This window comes from Stenotrophomonas sp. (genome assembly GCF_059505245.1).
The window spans coordinates 15,293-33,880 of sequence record NZ_JCACKF010000012.1 but is presented as its reverse complement, the minus strand read 5'-3'; the positions used below and the strand labels follow the sequence as shown (position 1 = coordinate 33,880).

At 68.6% G+C, this 18,588-nt stretch carries 20 protein-coding genes; 12 read left to right on the top strand and 8 right to left on the bottom strand.

The genetic code is table 11. The features are described 5' to 3' along the window. Positions 1 to 12 precede the first annotated feature (12 nt). Together AC5JLE_RS04680 and AC5JLE_RS04675 are read right to left on the bottom strand one after the other, a co-directional pair. Positions 13 to 2,523, bottom strand: coding sequence for an ABC transporter permease (locus AC5JLE_RS04680; protein ID WP_262216557.1), 2,511 nt, complete (start codon positions 2,521 to 2,523; stop codon positions 13 to 15). Further along, positions 2,520 to 3,167 (bottom strand): ABC transporter ATP-binding protein, encoded by a 648-nt coding sequence (locus AC5JLE_RS04675; RefSeq protein ID WP_075076551.1) that lies wholly within the window; start codon positions 3,165 to 3,167, stop codon positions 2,520 to 2,522. Before AC5JLE_RS04675 ends, AC5JLE_RS04680 begins: the two co-directional genes overlap by 4 nt. A gap of 75 nt (positions 3,168 to 3,242) precedes the next feature. Here AC5JLE_RS04675 and AC5JLE_RS04670 point away from each other — a divergent pair, with 75 nt between their 5' ends. The 3 genes from AC5JLE_RS04670 to AC5JLE_RS04660 all read left to right on the top strand — a co-directional run bounded on the left by AC5JLE_RS04670 (position 3,243) and on the right by AC5JLE_RS04660 (position 6,110). Beyond that, entirely contained in the window at positions 3,243 to 3,884 is a 642-nt protein-coding gene (locus AC5JLE_RS04670) for an arylesterase (RefSeq protein WP_049406109.1), read from the top strand. Positions 3,885 to 3,971: 87 nt separating this feature from the next. Then, on the top strand, positions 3,972 to 4,685 hold the full coding sequence (locus AC5JLE_RS04665) for a response regulator transcription factor (RefSeq protein ID WP_496065077.1): 714 nt from the start codon (positions 3,972 to 3,974) through the stop codon (positions 4,683 to 4,685). Between the two features lie 153 nt (positions 4,686 to 4,838). Continuing rightward, positions 4,839 to 6,110: a sensor histidine kinase gene (locus tag AC5JLE_RS04660; protein WP_014645975.1), complete on the top strand. Its 1,272-nt coding sequence runs from the start codon at positions 4,839 to 4,841 to the stop codon at positions 6,108 to 6,110. Between the two features lie 135 nt (positions 6,111 to 6,245). On the opposite strand, the gene AC5JLE_RS04655 is transcribed toward AC5JLE_RS04660, so the two are convergent. Then, positions 6,246 to 6,947: an SGNH/GDSL hydrolase family protein gene (locus tag AC5JLE_RS04655; protein ID WP_241884690.1), complete on the bottom strand. Its 702-nt coding sequence runs from the start codon at positions 6,945 to 6,947 to the stop codon at positions 6,246 to 6,248. A 213-nt stretch (positions 6,948 to 7,160) separates the two neighbouring features. Between AC5JLE_RS04655 and AC5JLE_RS04650 the strand changes: the two genes are divergently transcribed. The 9 genes from AC5JLE_RS04650 (at position 7,161) to AC5JLE_RS04610 (ending at position 14,608) form a co-directional block, all read left to right on the top strand. Next, on the top strand, positions 7,161 to 7,556 hold the full coding sequence (locus tag AC5JLE_RS04650; protein WP_014036025.1) for a diacylglycerol kinase: 396 nt from the start codon (positions 7,161 to 7,163) through the stop codon (positions 7,554 to 7,556). Between the two features lie 33 nt (positions 7,557 to 7,589). Beyond that, positions 7,590 to 8,339: a TerC family protein gene (locus tag AC5JLE_RS04645; protein WP_005408127.1), complete on the top strand. Its 750-nt coding sequence runs from the start codon at positions 7,590 to 7,592 to the stop codon at positions 8,337 to 8,339. A gap of 229 nt (positions 8,340 to 8,568) precedes the next feature. Beyond that, positions 8,569 to 9,729, top strand: a complete 1,161-nt coding sequence (locus tag AC5JLE_RS04640; RefSeq protein ID WP_262216558.1) for an MFS transporter — start codon at positions 8,569 to 8,571, stop codon at positions 9,727 to 9,729. A gap of 542 nt (positions 9,730 to 10,271) precedes the next feature. Then, positions 10,272 to 10,892, top strand: a complete 621-nt coding sequence (locus AC5JLE_RS04635; RefSeq protein WP_049404134.1) for a LemA family protein — start codon at positions 10,272 to 10,274, stop codon at positions 10,890 to 10,892. 3 nt (positions 10,893 to 10,895) lie between these two features. Beyond that, positions 10,896 to 11,783: a TPM domain-containing protein gene (locus AC5JLE_RS04630; protein WP_049420663.1), complete on the top strand. Its 888-nt coding sequence runs from the start codon at positions 10,896 to 10,898 to the stop codon at positions 11,781 to 11,783. After that, entirely contained in the window at positions 11,783 to 12,277 is a 495-nt protein-coding gene (locus AC5JLE_RS04625; RefSeq protein WP_014645980.1) for a TPM domain-containing protein, read from the top strand. Before AC5JLE_RS04630 ends, AC5JLE_RS04625 begins: the two co-directional genes overlap by 1 nt. A gap of 95 nt (positions 12,278 to 12,372) precedes the next feature. Then, entirely contained in the window at positions 12,373 to 13,260 is an 888-nt protein-coding gene (gene lgt / locus AC5JLE_RS04620) for a prolipoprotein diacylglyceryl transferase (RefSeq protein ID WP_014645981.1), read from the top strand. Further along, positions 13,257 to 14,051 (top strand): thymidylate synthase, encoded by a 795-nt coding sequence (locus AC5JLE_RS04615; RefSeq protein WP_241884688.1) that lies wholly within the window; start codon positions 13,257 to 13,259, stop codon positions 14,049 to 14,051. Before lgt ends, AC5JLE_RS04615 begins: the two co-directional genes overlap by 4 nt. A gap of 5 nt (positions 14,052 to 14,056) precedes the next feature. Then, positions 14,057 to 14,608 carry a dihydrofolate reductase gene (locus AC5JLE_RS04610; RefSeq protein WP_241884705.1) on the top strand — a complete coding sequence of 184 codons (552 nt, stop codon included), beginning with the start codon at positions 14,057 to 14,059 and terminating at the stop codon, positions 14,606 to 14,608. Positions 14,609 to 14,686: 78 nt separating this feature from the next. Here the strand turns inward: AC5JLE_RS04610 and AC5JLE_RS04605 are convergent, their stop codons facing one another. From AC5JLE_RS04605 to pdxA, 5 genes are read right to left on the bottom strand one after another with little or no spacing between them, the layout of a single operon-like run. After that, positions 14,687 to 15,346: a DUF1287 domain-containing protein gene (locus tag AC5JLE_RS04605; protein ID WP_049404140.1), complete on the bottom strand. Its 660-nt coding sequence runs from the start codon at positions 15,344 to 15,346 to the stop codon at positions 14,687 to 14,689. After that, on the bottom strand, positions 15,343 to 16,395 hold the full coding sequence (locus AC5JLE_RS04600; protein ID WP_241884687.1) for a symmetrical bis(5'-nucleosyl)-tetraphosphatase: 1,053 nt from the start codon (positions 16,393 to 16,395) through the stop codon (positions 15,343 to 15,345). The genes AC5JLE_RS04605 and AC5JLE_RS04600 overlap by 4 nt, the downstream gene beginning before the upstream one ends. Positions 16,396 to 16,410: 15 nt before the next feature. Further along, entirely contained in the window at positions 16,411 to 16,794 is a 384-nt protein-coding gene (gene apaG / locus AC5JLE_RS04595) for a Co2+/Mg2+ efflux facilitator ApaG/CorD (protein ID WP_008268668.1), read from the bottom strand. Positions 16,795 to 16,807: 13 nt separating this feature from the next. Then, positions 16,808 to 17,611: a 16S rRNA (adenine(1518)-N(6)/adenine(1519)-N(6))-dimethyltransferase RsmA gene (rsmA, locus tag AC5JLE_RS04590; protein WP_197561806.1), complete on the bottom strand. Its 804-nt coding sequence runs from the start codon at positions 17,609 to 17,611 to the stop codon at positions 16,808 to 16,810. Beyond that, positions 17,608 to 18,588 (bottom strand): 4-hydroxythreonine-4-phosphate dehydrogenase PdxA, encoded by a 981-nt coding sequence (gene pdxA / locus AC5JLE_RS04585; protein ID WP_049440154.1) that lies wholly within the window; start codon positions 18,586 to 18,588, stop codon positions 17,608 to 17,610. The genes rsmA and pdxA overlap by 4 nt, the downstream gene beginning before the upstream one ends.

Sequence of the window (18,588 nt, the reverse complement as noted above, 5' to 3'; positions counted from 1 at the left end):
GTCACGGTCTCCTCAGGCCTCGCGCAGTGCCAATGCCGGCGGCGTATGCAGGATCGCCCGCGTACCCCACCAGCCCGCCAGCAGGCTCAAGCCGATGCCGACCACGCCGCCGATCAGCAGGCCCGGCCACGGTGGCAGCAAGGGCAGCTCGAACACCTTCTGCGACACCGCCACGCCGATCGCTGCGGCCGCGCCCACCGCCAGCAACGCCGCCAGCGTGCCCAGCGCGCCGAACTCCACCAGCACCGCGCCGCGCAGCTGGCGCCGGGTCGCGCCCAGCGTGCGCAGCACCGCGCTGTCGTAGCGGCGCTCGCCGGCGGTGGCCTGCAGCGCCGCCAGCAGCACCAGCACGCCGGCCAGCAGGCTGAACACCATCACCAGCTGCACTGCCTGCGCCACGCGCTCCATCACATCGCGCACCTGCGAGATCACCGCGTCCACGTCCAGCAGCGACAGGTTCGGCTGCGCGCGCACCAGCTCGCCCAGCCCGGCCGCGTTGCCGGACGGCAGATGGAAGGCCGACAGCAGGTTGTGCGGGGTATCGCCCACCGCGTTGGGGTTCAACAGCACGAAGAAATTCGGGCGGAATGTGTTCCAGTCCGCCTTGCGGATGCTGGTGACGGTGAACTCGCGCTGCTGCTCCCCTACGGAAATCGTAATGCGATCACCCAGGTGCGCGCCGTAGCGCCGCGCCCAGCCGGTTTCCACCGAGGCTTCCGCCGCGGTGCTGCCGGCCTGCCAGAAGCGGCCCTCCAGCAGCGCATTGGCGGGTGGGAAGCTGCTGCGCCAGCTGAAGTTCAGCGGCCGGTTCTCGTCGTCGTCCTCGCGCGGGCCGTTGTTCGCGCCGTTCCCCTCGGCGGCGGCCTGGTCCACGCGCAGCGGCGGCTTGCCGTTGATCGCGATCAGGCGGCCGGTCGCCATCGGCTCGATACTGGCGTCGCCGGCGCCCAGTCCACGCAATGCGGCCAGCACACCGTCGCGTTGTTCGGGCTGGATGTTGATCAGGAAGTAGTTCGGCGTATCCGCAGGCAGGCGCTCGCGCCACTGCTGCAGCAGGCCGGGTCCGGTCACCGCCAGCAGCAACAACGCGCACAGCGACAGCGACAGCCCCACCAGCTGCATCACCGCCAGCAGCCGGCGCCGGGTCAGCGCGGCCAGGCCCAACCGCCAGTTGCCATGCAGGCGGTGCTGCAGGCCGCGCAGCAGCTGCAGCAGCACGAAGCCGACCGCACCGGCCGCCAGCGCCAGCGCGGCCAGGCCGCCCAGCACCCACAGCGCCAGTTTCAGATCGCCGGTGACCTGCACCGCCAGCAGCAGGCTGACCGCCAGCGCCGCCACATAGGCCAGCAGCGACGCCGGCGGCAGGGCGGCGAAGGAACGGTTGAGCACCCGCATCGGCGGCACCCCGCGCAGGCGCAGCAGCGGTGGCAGGCCGAAGCCGAACAGCAGCAGCAGGCCGATGCCGGCACCGGTCAGCGCCGGCATCGCTTCCGGCAGCGGCAGGCGCTGCGGCACCAGGCTGCCCAGCACCTGCACCAGGCCTTCCTGCGCGGCCATGCCCAGGCCGATGCCGAGCGCACAGGCTGGCACCGCCAGCATCAGCAGCTGCAGCGCCAGGCCCAGCAGGATGTCGCGCTGGCGTGCGCCCAGGCAGCGCAGGATCGCCACCTGGTCGATGCGACGCAGGGCGAAGCGGTTGGCCGCCAGCGCGGTGGCCACACCGGCCAGCAGTACCGCCAGCAGCGCGCTCAGGCCGAGGAAGCGCCCGGCCAGATCGAATGCCTGGCGCACGCCACGCTGGGTGTCGTCCACGCTCAGCAGGCGCAGGCCTTTCGCCTGCGGCAGCAGCCACTGGCGCAGCGCCGCGATCGGCTCCGCTGCGCCGGCGAACATCAGCCGGTAGTTGATACGGCTGCCCGGGCCGAGCAGGCCGGTGCCCTCCACATCAGCGCGGTTGACCAGCAGGGTGGGCGAGAGTGTCAGCAGGTCGCCACCGCTGTCCGGCTCGGCCTCGATGATGCCGGCGATGCGCAGCGTGCCGGCGCCGAACTCGAGGTCATCGCCGGCCTTCAGCCCCAACCCCTGCAGCAGGCGTGGGTCGGCATAGGCCTGGCCCTTGGGCGGCATGCCGGCATCGGCGATCAACGCACCGCCGGGCGTGGCCCGGACCCGCAGCGTGCCGCGCAGTGGATAACCTGCCTGTACCGCCTTGATGCTGGCCATCTGGCTGGCATCGCCGTTGAACAGCACGCTGCCGAAACTGGCGATGCGGGTATGCGCCAGGCCGCGCTGTTGCGCCTCGTCGGCGAATGCCTGCGGCGGATCATCGCGCCCGGCGATGCCGAGGTCGCCGCCGAGCATTTCCGCCGCGCTGCCGGTCAGCGCCAGGTTGACCCGGTTCACCAGCGTGCCCACCGCAGTCATCACCGCCACGCCCAGCACCAGCGCGGCGAACACGGTCAGCAGGTCGCCGGCCAGCGCCTCGCGGCGCAGCGCGCGCCACGCGTGGCGCAGCACGTTCATGCCTGTGCCCCACGCTCGACCGGCAGCAGGCGGCCGTCATCGATGCGGTGGATGTACTGGCAACGCTGGGCCAGGCGCAGGTCGTGGGTGACCAGGACCAGGGTGGTGCCGCTGCCGGCGTTGAGTTCGAACAGCAGGTCGCTGATGTGCTGGCCGGTGGCGTGGTCCAGCGAGCCGGTCGGTTCGTCGGCGAACAGGATGCGCGGACGGGTGACGAAGGCACGTGCCAGCGCCACGCGCTGCTGCTCGCCGCCGGACAGCTGGCGCGGGTAGTGGCGGGCGCGATGGGCCAGGCCGACCTGCGCCAGCACCTCGTCCACCCGCGCGCGGTCCTCGCGTCCGGCCAGTTCCAACGGCAGCGCGACATTCTCGGCGGCAGTCAGCGCCGGCAGCAGGTGGAAGCTCTGGAACACGAAGCCGACCGCACGCGCGCGCAGCTGGGCCCGTGCTTCTTCATCCAGGTCGCCCAGGTTCTGGCCCGCCAGCGCGACGTGGCCGCGGCTGGGCAGGTCCAGTCCGGCCAGCAGGCCGAGCAGGGTGGTCTTGCCGGACCCCGAAGCGCCGACGATGGCCACACTGGTGCCTTCATGGACGGTCAGGGTGATGTTGTCCAGTATGTGGACTTCACCCTCCGGGCCCTGCACGGACTTGCCGACCTGGTCGACGGCGATGGCGACGGGCGTGCTGCGGGGGGACAGGCTGTCGATGAGGAGACTCCAATGCGCAAGACGGGATGGAGCCGGCGAGCCGGCGCGATGATGGTGCTGCTGCTGGGATTGCTGCTGCCCGGGCTGGCCGGAGCCAAAGACCCGGCAGGCACGGTGCTGGTGCTCGGCGACAGCCTCAGTGCTGCCCACAATATCCCTGCCGACGCCGGCTGGGTCAGCCTGTTGCAGCAGCGGGTCAGGCAACAGTCGAAAACACCGGCGCGCATCGTCAATGCCAGCATGAGCGGGGAAACCACGGCCGGCGCGCTGACCCGCCTGCCGGGCCTGTTGGCGAAGGAAAAGCCGACGGTGGTGGTGATCGCGCTGGGCGGCAACGACGCGCTGCGCGGGCTGACCCCGGCACAGGTGCAGGGCAACCTGGAAAAGATGGTACAGGCCAGCCAGAAGGCCGGCGCCAGGGTGCTGCTGCTGGGCATCGACGTGCCGCCCAACTATGGGCCCGCTTACCGCCAGCGCCTGGCGGCGGCCTACAAGGCGCTGGCCACGCAGTACAAGGTGCCGCTGCTGCCGTTCCTGCTGGAGGGCGTGGCCCTGCAGCCGGGCATGATGCAGCCCGATGGACTGCACCCCACGGCGCAGGCGCAATCGAGGGTGCTGGACAACGTCTGGCCACTGCTGCGGCCCCTGCTCTGAACGATTTACAACCCTCTTGACGGAACTTCACATCGCGTCCACCGTCGATCCGGCATGTTTCACAAAGCTGAAGTTAGAGGGAATCACATGCGTCAGACGAAGGAGACCTCCGGCTTGGTGCTGGTGGTCGAAGACAACCGCAACATCTCCGAGATGATCGGGGAATACCTGGAAGGTCGCGGCTTCGAAGTCGACTATGCACAGGACGGCCTGGATGGCTACCGCCTTGCGGCGGAGAACAGCTATGACGTCGTGGTGCTCGACCTCATGTTGCCGCGCCTGGATGGCATCGAAGTATGCCGTCGCCTGCGCAACGATGCGCGCAAGTCCACCCCGGTGCTGATGCTCACGGCACGCGACACGCTGGACGACAAGCTCACCGGCCTCGGTTTCGGCGCCGATGACTACCTGACCAAGCCGTTCGCGATCCAGGAGCTGGAAGCCCGCCTGCGCGCGCTGATCCGCCGTGAACGCCGCCAGGTGGGTTCGGAAGTGCTGAAGGTCGCCGACCTGGTGCTCGATCCGGTCAGCATGCGGGCCACCCGTGCCGGTACCGAACTGCAGCTGTCGCCGATCGGCCTGCGCCTGCTGACCATCCTGATGCGCGAATCGCCGCGCGTGGTCACCCGCCAGGAGATCGAACGCGAGATCTGGGGCAATGGCCTGCCGGATTCGGACATCCTGCGCAGCCATCTGTACAACCTGCGCAAGATCATCGACAAGCCGTTCGACCGTCCGCTGCTGCACACCGTGCAGAGCGCCGGTTACCGCATTGCCGATATCGCCCAGCCGATGGCCTGATCGGGGCCAGGCCGGTGCAGCATCAGGCCCGGCCGGGCAACGACCCCGCACCGGGCACGGATGACCGGCCGGCACTGCCGCCGGTCATCCTCCGTGCACGACTACGGCGCAGCGCGCTGCCTATAATCGCAGCGCTCTGACCGGGACCCCGCAATGCCGCACGGCCTGCCGCGCAAGATCCGTATCGCCTTCATCCTGCAGGCAGTCCTGGCCAGCCTGGGCATCCTGCTCGGTGCCTGGCTGGTTTCGCTGGTGATCAAGCACAGCCTGGTCGGCGCCGCCCTGCGCGAGGAAGCGGCCTATTACTGGACGCTGCACGAGGCCTCGCCGGTGCAGCCACCGCCCAACACCCAGAACATCCGCGGCTACCTGCTGGAAAGCGGGCAATCGGCGCTGTCGTTGCCGGCCAACCTGCGCAACCTGGAACCCGGTTTCCACGAGCTGCCCAAGGATGACCAGCTGGTACTGGTCGATGTGCGTCCGGCCGGCCGCCTGTACCTGGTGTTCCTGCGTTCGCGTGCGGAGATGCTGGCGTTCTGGTTCGGCATCGTGCCGGTGCTGCTGACCCTGTTGGCGGTGTATGGCGCCAGCTGGGTCACCTACCGGGCTTCCAAGCGCCTGGTGTCGCCGGTGAACTGGCTGGCACGGCGCGTCTCGCGCTGGGATCCGGGCCACCCGGAGGCGGCCGACCTGGAACCGAACAAGCTGCCCGCGGACATGCAGGGCGAGACCCGGCAGCTGGCGGCCGCGCTGCATTCGCTGGCCAACCGGGTCAGCGCGCATGTGGCGCGCGAGCGCAATTTCACCCGCGATGCGAGCCACGAGCTGCGCACGCCGTTGACCGTCATCCGTGTGGCCAGCGACATGGCCCTGGGCGATGAAACCCTGCAGCCGCGCCTGCGCCGCAGCCTGCAGCGCATCCAGCGCGCCGGCCGTGACATGGAAGCGGTGATCGACGCGTTCCTGATCCTGGCCCGCGAGGCCGACGTCGAACCCCAGATCGAGCTGTTCGACGTCAACGACATCGTCCGCTACGAGGTGGACAACGCCAACGAACTGCTGGGTACGCGTCTGGTGTCAGTGCACCTGCACAGCGAAGGCCCGGTGCAGCTGCACGCGCCGCCGCGGGTGCTGCAGGTGGTGGTCAGCAACCTGGTGCGCAACGCCTGCAGCTACACCGACGAAGGGCGTATCGACGTGCACGTGCTCAATGACCGGGTGGTGGTGCGCGACACCGGCATCGGCATGTCCGCCGAGGCGCTGTCGCGCGCGTTTGAACCCTTCTACCGCGCCGAGCCGAGCCGCCCGCAGGGCACCGGCCTGGGCCTGTCGATCGTGCGCCGGCTGTGCGACCGCTTCGGCTGGAAGGTCAGCCTGGCCAGCCAGCCGGGCAAGGGCACCGAAGCCACGGTGGTCTTCCGGTAACGCGGCGACCTGCCGGGGTCGGATCCCGTTGCGGCGCAACCGGCTCTGACCCCATCCCGCTGAAATGTCGGTAGATCCAGGCCATGCGTGGATGGGGTGCGGTAGCGCCGGGCCATGCCCGACGTCCACAGTGCCTCAGTTGCAGTTGACCTTCGGCGCCAGCGCCCTGGTCCAGATCGCATAGCCGGCCGGGGTCATGTGCAGCATGTCCTCGCGGAACAGCGTCGCATCCGGCTGGCCGTCGGCGCCGAGCATCGGCGTGTAGATGTCGGTGAAGCCGGTGTTGGGCAGCCTGGCCAGCGCGGCCTTGATCAGCGCGTTGGCTTCCTTGATTGCCGGCAGCAGGTGCGCGCGCGACGGGCTCGGCTTGATGGACAGGTACTCGACCCTGGTCTTTGGCAGGTCGCGGTGCACGCGCTGCACGAAGGCGACCACATCGTCGCGCACCTGCACGGCGCTGCGGCCGCTGTTGAGGTCGTTGTCACCGGCGTAGAAGAACACCTTGCACGGCGCATACGGCACCACGATCTGGCCGGCATACCAGGTGCTGTCGCGCACTTCCGAACCGCCGAAGCCGCGGTTGAACACCGGCTGGCCGGGGAAGTCGGTGGCCAGGCTCTCCCAGAAGCGGATCGAGGAGCTGCCGATGAACTCGATGCCACCACGCGGCGGCGGGTTGGCCTGGTCGGCGCTGGCGAAGCGGGCCATGTCGCCGGCCCAGGCCACATTGGAGACCTGTTCGGGCACCTGCGGCGGCCTGGCCGGGCTCAGGGCCTGGGCAAGCGGTGCGGCAGTCAGCAGGCCCAGCATCAGCAGGCAGGTACGGCGACGGGACATCAGGCGCTCCAGCAGGCAAGGGGACCTCCATCATAGAAGCACGGCCCAGCCCGGTGCTTGCCCCTGGCAGGCCGTTCAGCGGGCCGGTGCGGGGTGCGGTTGGCGGCCTTGTGGCAAAATGGCGGCCATCTGCCTATTCCTGTGCACCCATGATTTCCTGCCGTGCGTCTGAGCGGTCGCTGCGCCGCGCCCCTGTTGCTGGATGTTCCACCCGTGGCTGATCAGTTCGGCCACATGCCCCGCGGCCCGCGCCGCATCTTCCAGGCCGCCCGCTGGTCCTGGCAGGGGCTGCGCGCCGCCTGGCTGCACGAGTCCTCGTTCCGGCTGGAGGTATACCTGCTGGTGATGCTGACTCCGGTCGCGATCTGGCTGGGCCAGACCCCGGTCGAACGCGCGCTGCTGATCGGCTCGATGCTGCTGGTGCTGGCGATGGAGCTTGCCAACTCGGCCATCGAAGCGGTGATCGAACGCTACGGCAGCGAGATCCATGAGCTGGCTGGCCGCGCCAAGGACATGGGCTCGGCAGCGGTGTTCGTGCTGATGATGAACGTGCTGCTGTGCTGGGCGCTGGTCGTGGTTCCGCACGCGCTGGCCGGCAGCTACGGCTGAAACCCCATTCCCCCACTGCCTTGAAGAGTTTCCATGTCCTTTGAGTTCCTCGCCGACCCCAATGCCTGGGTGACCCTGTTCACGCTCAGCGCGCTGGAAATCGTGCTCGGCATCGACAACCTGGTGTTCATTTCCATCGCGGTCAGCAAGCTGCCGGAAGAGCGTCGTCCGTTCGCACGCAAGCTGGGCATCGCGGTGGCCTGCATCACCCGCATCGGCCTGCTGGTCTCGCTGGCCTACCTGGCGCACATGGCGGCCAACCTGTTCACCGTGGCCGGCATGGGCATTTCCATCCGCGACCTGGTACTGATCGTTGGTGGCCTGTTCCTGATCATCAAGGGCTGCATGGAGATCAAGGAACTGATCAGCGGTGGCGAGGACGAAGACCCCAGCACCACCAAGGCCTCGGCCGTGTTCGGCTACGTGATCGCCCAGATCGCGGTGATCGACATCGTGTTCTCGCTCGACTCGGTGATCACCGCCGTGGGCATCGCCGACCACATCCCGGTGATGGTGGCGGCCATCCTGCTGTCGGTGCTGGTGATGCTGCTGGCCGCCAACCCGCTGGGCCGCTTCATCGACGCCAACCCGACCGTGAAGATGCTGGCCCTGGCCTTCATCCTGATGATCGGTGCGGTGCTGATCCTGGACGGCCTGGACGTTCACGTGCCCAAGCCCTACATCTACGCCGCGATGGGCTTCTCGGTGCTGGTGGAGTGGCTGAACCTGCTGATGCGCCGCCGCGCCCGCGAACACAACGTGCCGGGCGCCGGCAACTGGTAAGCGCGCCATTGGCACGTGTGTCACCCAGAACCCCCGGCCTGGCCGGGGGTTCTGCGTTGTGGGGCGCGGCTCTACAACGAACGGCGCTGCGGTTTTTGCACTTGCGGCGGCGTTCCGGCCTCCACTTGTGAATCAGGATCAACAGTGTTTTCCCGGGCCGAGGCTTAATCCGGCGCAGCAAAGCGCGCAGGCTACGCACTCCCGATTCCCGCCCCCCAGGAAACCCCCCATGAATTCCAGAGCCGCCTTGCTGGCGCTTGCCGTTGGCGCCTTCGCCATTGGAACCACCGAATTTGCCCCGATGGGCCTGTTGCCGGTCATCGCCGACGGCGTGGGCGTTGGGATCCCCACCGCCGGCATGCTGATCACCGCCTACGCCGTGGGCGTGATGCTGGGCGCGCCGGTGATGACCCTGCTGATGGGCCGTTTCGGCAAGCGCACCGCGCTGATGCTGCTGATGTCCATCTTCGTGGTCGGCAACCTGCTGTCCGCGCTGGCGCCGAACTACGGGCTGCTGCTGCTGTCGCGCCTGGTCACCAGCCTCAACCACGGCGCCTTCTTCGGCATCGGTGCGGTGGTCGCCGCCAGCCTGGTGCCGAAGGAAAAGCAGGCTGCCGCCGTGGCCACCATGTTCATGGGCCTGACCATCGCCAACATCGGCGGCGTGCCGCTGGCGACCTGGGTCGGCCAGCAGCTGGGCTGGCGCCTGTCCTTTGCCGGTACTGCGGCGCTGGGCCTGATCGCAATCGCCGCGCTGGGCTTCGCGCTGCCGGCATCTGCACCGGGGCCGCGCCCGGACGTGCGCCGCGAACTGAAGGCGATCCTGCAGCCGCCGGTGCTGCTGGCGATGGCCACCACCGTGCTCGGCGCCGGTGCCATGTTCACCCTCTATACCTACGTCGCACCGGTGCTGACCGAATTGACCGGCGCCTCCAATACCTTCATCGCGATCTCGCTGGCGCTGATCGGCATCGGCTTCACCCTCGGCAACGGCATCGGTGGGCGCATGGCCGACTGGTCGCTGGATGGCGCCACACGGATCCTGCTGGCCGTCCTGGCGGTGCTGATGTTCGTGCTGCCGCTGGCCTTCATGAGCCACGCCACCGCCGCCCTCGGTGTGCTGCTGTTCGGCGCGGCGACCTTCGCCCTCGTACCGCCGCTGCAGATCCGGGTGATGCAGGCGGCCAGCGAGGCGCCGGGCCTGGCGTCGTCGATCAACGTCGGTGCGTTCAACCTGGGCAATGCGGTGGGTGCGGCGCTGGGCGGTGCGGTGATCAGCTCGGGCCTGGGCTATGCCGCGATTCCGGTGGCCGGTGGCCTGCTGGCGGCATCGGGCCTGCTGCTGGCGTGGCTGGGGCGTCCCCGCACTGCGGTGGCTGAGGCCTGCTGAGGGGTGTTGGATTCCGGCAGGGCTTGCAGCCCTGCACCCGCCGAATCAACGTCAACGTCAACGGCAAAAGCCTGCATTCCGTGGGTTGGCGGGGTGGATCCGGTTGAGGGGGACGCTGCGAGTACGTCCATGTAAGCTCGGTCGCCGCATCCATGCGGCTCACGCCCCCTCAACCCGACCCACCCCGCCTTCGACAGATTCCCGCGATCTGTCGCAACGGCGCCCCGCTCTGGTAGCTGTCGACCTTGGTCGACACGAATGCCTGAAGAACCGGCTTTTGCTTTTGATTTTTCTTTTGATCTTCCCGCGGTGTGCAGGAAATTGTCCGTGGCCGGGAGGGTGGGTTGGCTGGGGGCGTGAGCGCCATGGATGGCGCGACCGAGCCTACATGGACGTATTCACGGCGTCCCCCAGCCAACCCACCCTCCCGGCCAACCCCGATATCCAGCAAACACAGCACCGCGGAGGGGGCGGTGCCCGATGGCCGGTCTTTCACCCGGACCGTGGCATGCTCGGTGCCCAGTCCACCCGGAACCTCCGCCATGCGCCTGTTCACCCGTGTCCTGCCCCTGATGCTGCTGGCCTCCCTGCTGTCCGGCTGCGGCTACAACGCCATCCAGCAGAAGGATGAGGCGGTCAAGGCCAGCTGGTCTGAGGTGCTCAACCAGTACAAGCGCCGCGCCGATCTGGTGCCCAACCTGGTGCAGACGGTGAAGGGCTTTGCCAGCCAGGAAGAGCGCGTGCTGACCGAAGTCACCAACGCCCGTTCGCGCGTCGGCCAGATCAACGTCAACGCCGACGACGAAGCCTCGCTCAAGCAGTTCCAGCAGGCCCAGGGTGAACTCGGCAGCGCACTGTCGCGGCTGCTGGTGGTCACCGAGAACTACCCGGTGCTGAAGTCCGACCAGAACTTCCGCGACCTGCAGGCCCAGCTGGAAGGCACCGAAAACCGCATCACGGTTGCGCGCGGCCGCTACATCCAGCAGGTGCAGGACTACAACACCTACATCCGTTCGTTCCCGCAGGTGGTCACCGCCAAGATCTTCGGCTACAAGACCAAGCCGAACTTCACGGTGGACAACGAAGCGCAGATTTCCAACGCGCCAGCGGTCGATTTCGGCAACGCGCCGCAGCAGCAGCCGGCACCGCAGCCGGGCCACTGACCGATGCGCCTGGCCACTGCGCTGCTGGCCCTGCTGCTGTGGCTGCCGTTGGCAGCGCAGGCACAGCCGCTGGCGCCGATTCCTGCGCTGGACTCGCCGGTGGTCGATACCACCGGCACGCTGGACGCCACGCAGAAGCAGGCGCTGGTGCAGCAGGCGATCGAGCTGCAGCAGCGCAAGGGCAGCCAGCTGCAGGTGCTGGTGGTGCCCACCACCCAGCCGGAAGACATCGCGCAGTACACCACGCGGGTCTTCGACCAATGGCAGATCGGCCGCAAGGGCGTGGATGACGGCGTGCTGCTGGTGGTGGCCAAGGATGACCGGCGCGTGCGCATCGAGCCGGGCTACGGCCTTGAAGGCGCCATTCCCGATGCCATCGCCAACCGGGTGATCCAGGAATACCTGGTCCCGCGCTTCCGCAGCGGCGACTATGCCGGCGGCATCACCGATGCCACGGCGGTGCTGGTCAAGCTGATCGACGGCGAACCGCTGCCGGCACCGGTCAGCGGCCATCGCGGGCGCGAGCCCGGTGGTGGTGGCGATACCTGGTTCCTGGCGCTGTTCATCGGCGTGTTCGCCGGCAGCATCCTGCGCGGGGTCTTCTCGCGCGTGCCGCGTCCGCTGCGCGGCCTGCTCGGCGGCGCGGGTGCGGCGCTGGCAGCATTCCTGTTCACCTCCACGCTGCTGGCCAGTGGCCTGGCCGGCGTGGTCGGCCTGATCGTGGCGATGCTGTCCGGCCACCCGGGTCGCTTTGCCGGCGGTGGCGGTTGGGGCGGTGGCAGCTGGGGTGGCGGAGGCGGTTTCGGCGGGGGCGGTGGATTTGGTGGTGGTGGTGGCTGGGGCGGTGGCGGCGGCCGTTCCGGTGGCGGTGGCGCTTCGGGAGGCTGGTGATGATCCAACGTCTGTTCCGCCATGTATTCTCGCCCTCGGTGCGGCGTGCGTTCCCACCTGCCACATTGCAGGCGATCACCGGGGCCATCGCGGCCGGTGAGCAGCGCCACGGCGGGCAGGTGATGTTCGCGGTGGAAGCGGACCTGCCGCTGGGTGCGCTGTGGCACAGGGTGACCCCGCGCCAGGCCGCCGAGCATGCCTTTGCGCGCCTGCGAACCTGGGATACCGCCCACAACAACGGCGTACTGATCTACCTGCTGCTGGCCGATCACGCGATCGAGATCGTTGCCGACCGTGGCCTGCACGGCCGGGTCAGCCCGGCGCAGTGGCAGCGGGTCTGCACCCACCTGCGCGAGGGCCTGCGCGGCGCCCATCCGGTCGAGGCACTGCAGGATGCCATCGACGAGGTCTCCAGCCTGATCGAAGGGCACTTTCCGGCCTCGATGCGGTCCGAGCATGACGCGTTGCCTGACGCGCCGCAGATCCTGGACTGAACCCTGATCTGCGGCGTGGTCCTCCGCCCGTGCCGGCTCCGGCCCCGGGCGGGGCAGGGACGCTAAAATACCCGTACTCCCGCCAGGCGTTTTCCATGATCTATTTCCACGACATCGACCCCATCGCCCTTTCGCTGGGGCCGATCAAAGTGCACTGGTACGGCATCATGTACCTGCTCGGCTTCACCGCAGCGTGGCTGCTGGGCCGCACGCGCATTGCCGCGGGGCGCCTGCCGGGCGTCGATGCCAACGGCTTCTCCGACCTGCTGTTCTACGCCATGCTCGGCGTGGTGCTGGGCGGGCGCATCGGCTACATGCTGTTCTACGCGCTGGGCGATTTCCTGCACAACCCGCTGCTGCTGTTCAAGGTGTGGGACGGCGGCATGAGCTTCCACGGTGGCCTGCTCGGCGTGCTGGGCGCCTGCTGGTGGTGGTCGCGCAAGCACAAGCTGCATTTCTTCGACACCATGGATTTCATGGCGCCGCTGGTGCCACTGGGCCTGGGCTTCGGCCGCATCGGCAACTTCATCGGCGCCGAGCTGTGGGGCAAGTACACCGACGGGACCTGGGGCGTGGTGTTCCCGTCCGGCCTGCCGGCCCCGCTGAACCAGCTCGACCACGCGACGCTGCAGGCGCAGTTCGCCACCGGCGCATTGAACCCGTACGCCCGCCATCCGTCGCAGCTGTATGAAGCGTTCCTGGAAGGCCTGGTGATGTTCGTGGTGCTGTGGGCGGTGTCGGCCAAGCCGCGCCACCGCTACCTGGTGGGTGGCCTGTTCGCGTTGATGTACGGCCTGTTCCGCTTCGCGGTGGAGTTCGTGCGCATGCCGGACAACGGCGTCTACGTGGCCTTCGACTGGCTGACCCGTGGCCAGATCCTCAGCCTGCCGCTGATCGCCTTCGGCCTGGTGCTGCTGGTGATGTCGCGCCGCGCGCCGGTGCTGCAGCCGCAGTTGCCGGTGGCTGCCGAGGGCAAGGCATGAAGCCCTACCTGGACCTGCTGGCGCACGTGCTCGAACACGGCGCCGACAAGAGTGATCGCACCGGTACCGGCACCCGCAGCGTGTTCGGCTGGCAGATGCGCTTCGACCTCACCGAAGGCTTTCCGCTGGTCACCACCAAGAAACTGCACCTGCGCTCGATCATCCACGAGCTGCTGTGGTTCCTGAAGGGCGACACCAACATCGGCTACCTGAAGGACAACCAGGTACGCATCTGGGACGAGTGGGCCGACGAGAACGGGGACCTCGGCCCGGTCTACGGCAAGCAGTGGCGCAGCTGGGCCACCGCCGACGGCCGCCAGATCGACCAGATGCAGTGGCTTGTGGACGAGATCAAGCGCAACCCCGATTCGCGCCGGCTGGTGGTCAGTGCCTGGAACGTGGGCGAGCTTTCGCAGATGGCGTTGATGCCATGCCATAACCTGTTCCAGTTCTACGTGGTGGACGGCAAGCTCAGCTGCCAGCTGTACCAGCGCAGCGGTGACATCTTCCTTGGCGTGCCGTTCAACATCGCCAGCTACGCGCTGCTGACCCACATGGTGGCGCAGGCCACCGGCCTGGGCGTGGGCGACTTCGTGCACACGCTGGGCGATGCGCACCTGTACTCGAACCACTTCGAGCAGGCCCGCGAGCAGCTGTCGCGCGCGCCGCGCGCGCTGCCGAAGCTGTGGTTGAACCCGGAGGTGACCGACCTGTTCGGCTTCCAGTTCGACGACATCCGCATCGACGGCTACGACCCGCATCCGGCGATCAAGGCGCCGGTAGCGGTATGAGGGCCCTGAAGCTGTCGATGATCGTGGCGCTGGACCGCAACCGTGGCATCGGCCAGGGCAATGCCATGCCCTGGCACCTGCCGGATGACTTCAAGCACTTCAAGGCGCTCACCCTGGGCAAGCCGATCCTGATGGGGCGCAAGACGGCCGAGTCGATCGGCCGCGTGCTGCCGGGGCGGACCAACCTGGTGCTGACCCGCAGCGGCCAAGTGCCGTTCGAGGGCATGCGTGCGGTGGCGTCGCTGGACGAGGCGAAGGCGATTGCCGAAGGCGAGGGCGCCAGCGAGCTGTGCATCATCGGCGGCGGCGAGATCTTCCACCAGTTGCTGGACCAGGCCAGTGACCTGTACCTGACCTGGGTCGATGCCGAAGTCCCCGCCGATACCCATTTCCCCGAAGTGGACGTGCAGGACTGGCAGGAAGTGAGCAGCGAGCCGCACCCGGCCGACGAACGGCACGCCTACGCGTTCCGCTTCGTGCACTACGTGCGCCGCAGATCGCGGAAAATACGAACGAAAACACCGACGAAAACACCGACGGGAACACCGACGGGGTAGAGTCGACTGTTAGTCGACTGCTCTCGGCGGTCACCCGAAAAACCCGCGCTGCGCGCGATAGTCGACTAACAGTCGACTCTACCGGGACTGTCGCAACGGCATCCGGTAATGCCCGATGATCGCGTGCTGGAACAGCAGGTTCTCTTCGCGCGTGCCGCGCGCGATGTTGTGCAGCACCAGCGGTGTGCCGTTGGCCAGGCGCCGGTCAGAAACGATGCCCACGTGCAGCAGGCCGTTGCCATTGAGCTTCCAGGCAACGATGTCGCCGGCCGCGTAGTCGGCGGCGAGGGCCGTGACCGGTTGCTGCCAGCCCTGGCGCTCGAACCAGCGCATCAGGTTCGGTACACGACGATGATCGATGTTGCGGTCCGGCCGTGACAGGCCCCAGATCGCCGGATAGGCACTGAAACTGCCGCGCATGTCCTCATGCACGCGTGCCTGCAGGTCCAGGCCCAGATCGCGCAGGGCGCGCACCACCACGTCCGTGCACACGCCGCGATCCAGTGGCACGTCGCCGCCAGGATAGGCCAGTACCTGGTAAGCAGGATCGTAACGGGTGGTGACGCCGACCTGCGCGCGGGCTGCGGCCACCAGTGGCGGCGAAGGGGCCTGCGGCTGCGTCGGCGCATGTGCAGCACCATCCGCAGCCGTGGGAGCAGGCGGCGAGCCGGGCTGGCAGCCGCTGGCCAGGGCCAGCGTCAGCAGCACCGTCCCTGGTGCCCAGCCGCGCCGCGTCACGCCTGCGGCGGGGGACTGTTGTGGGTGCCGCCACCCGCGCCACCCGCGCCACCCGCGCCACCCGCGCCGCCCCCTCCGCCCCCTCCGCCACCACGACGGCGACGGCGGCGTGGGCCACGGTTGCCCGGGCTGGCAGCGGCGTTGCCGCCCTGTTCCTTGCCCTGCGTCGCAGCGCCGGGGCGCTCGTGCGCCGGTCGCGCCGGCGGGCGGGCGTTGGGCACGGGTGCCGGTACGTCGCGGCCCGGGACCTGCACCACGCGCAGCTCGTCGGTATCAAGCTGGAGCGCGGTCAGCTTGCCGCCCCAGACCGCACCGGTGTCGATGGCGTGCACGCCCTGGGTGATGGTCAGGCCCAGCGCCGACCAGTGGCCGCAGACGACCTTGAGGTCGCGCTCGACCCGGCCGGGCACTTCGAACCAGGGATAAAGCCCCTGTTCCTGCGTGCCCGGCGTGCCCTTGTCCTCGATGCCGATGCGCCCCCGCGGGGTGCAGTAGCGCATGCGGGTGAGCACGTTGATGATCGCGCGCGAGCGGTCGTAACCGGACAGGTTCGGGGCCCAGCTCGGCTTGTCGCCGTACATGTTGCGGAACAGCTTGCGGTAGCCGGCGCCATGCAGTTGCACCTCGACCTCGGCGGCATGCTTCTCGGCCATCTGCGTGGTCCACTTCGGCGCCAGGCCGGCGTGCACCATCATCCAGCCCAGCTCGCGGTCCACGTGCACCAGCTTCTGCAGGCGCAGCCAGTCCAGCAGTTCGTCGCGGTCCTCGGCCTGCACGATGCGCAGCAGGTCCGGGTTGACCTTGCGCTGTTCCTCTTCGGTACGCGAACCGACGGCCAGCAGCGAAAGATCATGGTTGCCCAGCACCACCACGCTGTGCTCGCGCAGCGAGTGCACCAGCCGCAGCGTTTCCAGCGACTGCCCGCCGCGGTTGACCAGGTCGCCGCAGAACCACAGGGTGTCCTGCGCCGGGTCGAAGCGGATCTTCTCCAGCAATCGCTGGGTGACGTCATAGCAGCCCTGCAGGTCGCCGATCGCCCACACACTCATCGTTCGGCCTCCGTGTCAGTGCAGGGTACGCGGCACGGCCAGCACGAAGGGTGCGACCGGCGCGGCAAATTCGGTGCCATCGTCGGCGACCATGTCGTAGTGCCCCTGCATGGTCCCGTGATCGGTCCCCAGCATGACACCGGACGTGTAACGGAAGTCTTCACCGGGGCGCAGCCGCGGCTGCTCGCCGATCACCCCGTCGCCATCGACATGCTCGACACGACCATTGGCATCGGTGATGCGCCAGTGGCGCGCGACCAGGCGTGCCGCGACCCGCCCCTGGTTGTGGATGCGGATCGTGTAGGCGAACGCAAAGCGACCGTCTTCCGGCGCGGATTGATCGTCGAGGAAGCGCGGCGCGACTTCGACGGAGATGGCATAAACGTCAGCGTCTTCCATACCGGCAGTGTAATCAGGAGGCATTGGCCAAAGCGATGAATTCGGCCACGTCCAGCTGTTCGGCGCGGGCATCGGGACGCACGCCGGCGGCGATGAACTGCTCGGCGGACACCACGTTGTTCAGGGCATTGCGCAGGGTCTTGCGGCGCTGCCCGAAGGCGGCCTTGACCACGTCGGCGAAGCGCTTGTGGTCGTTGATGTTGATCGCGGCCGGGTCACGCGGCACCAGACGCACCACGGCCGAATCGACCTTCGGCGGCGGCCGGAACGCGCCCGGCGGCACCACGAACAGCGAGGTCACCTGGCAGTAGGCCTGCAGCATCACGCTGAGGCGGCCATACACCTTGCTGCCGGGGCCGGCCGCCATGCGGTCGACCACTTCCTTCTGCAGCATGAAGTGCATGTCGCGGATGACCGCGGCATGCTCCAGCGCATGGAACAGGATCGGCGAGGAGATGTTGTAGGGCAGGTTGCCGACCAGGCGGATCGGCTGGCCGGCAGCCAGTTCGGTGAAGTCCACGCGCAGCACGTCGCGATGAACGATGGTCAGCTCGCCCAGCGGCTCGGCGGCGGCGGTCAGCGGCGCGATCAGGTCGCGGTCGAACTCGATCACCGTCAGCGTGGGGTGCACGCGCAGCAGCGGCAGGGTGATCGCGCCCTGGCCAGGGCCGATCTCGACCAGGCGGTCGCCGTCTTTCGGGTTGACCGCCATCACGATCTTGTCGATGTAGTGGCGGTCGGCCAGGAAATGCTGGCCAAGCTGCTTCTTGGCCGGTGCGGTGAACACCGGGCCGGAGGGGGAATGCGGGGAATTCATGCGCCCAGTGTACGTTGCCGCGCAAGCTGCGCACACAGCGTCGTTGCCGCCTGCAGGCTGGAGGGATCGGCGATGCCGCGGCCGGCCAGCTCCAGCGCGGTGCCATGGTCCACCGCCACGCGCGGATAGGGCAGGCCCAGGGTCAGGTTCACCGCCTGTTCGAAGCCGGAATATTTCAGTACCGGCAGGCCCTGGTCGTGGTACATCGCCAGCACGGTGTCGAAGCCGGCCAGCTTGGCGGGCAGGAAGGCGGTATCGGCCGGCAGCGGCCCGACCAGGTCCATGCCCTCCGCGCGCAGGCGCTGCAGCAGCGGGATGACCAGATCCAGTTCTTCGCGGCCCAGGTGGCCATCTTCGCCGGCGTGCGGGTTCAGGCCGAGCACGGCGATGCGCGGCGCAGGCAGGCCGAACTCACGGCGCAGTGCGGCGTGCACCGTGCGCAGCGCGTGCTCCAGGCCGGGCGCGGTGATCGCATCGGCCACCTCGCGCAGCGGCAGGTGGGTGGTGGCCAGGGCCACGCGCACGATGTGGTTGGCCAGCATCATCACCACCTTCACCCCGGCCTGGTCGGCCAGCAGTTCAGTGGTGCCGCTGTAGGCGATGCCGCCTTCATTGATGACCGCCTTGTGCACCGGGCCGGTGACAACACCGTGCAGTTCGCCGGACAGGCAGGCCTGGCCGGCGCCGAGCAGGGCGCCGATGACCGCGCCGGCATTGGCCGGATCGGCCTGGCCGAAGCGGCTGGGCGCAGCGTTGCGGACAGTGCGCAGGCGCAGATCGCCGGGGGCGCGTGCTTCGGCGTCCTCGGGCAGCAGCTGCAGGGGCAGGTTCAGCGCGGCCGCAGCCGCGTGCAGGGTGTCCGGGTCGGCGAAGGCCAGCAGCCGGCAATCTTCACGCGGCTGCTGGACGAGGCGGACACATAGCTCCGGGCCGATCCCGGCGGGCTCGCCCGGTACCAGAGCGAGCTCGGGGCGCAT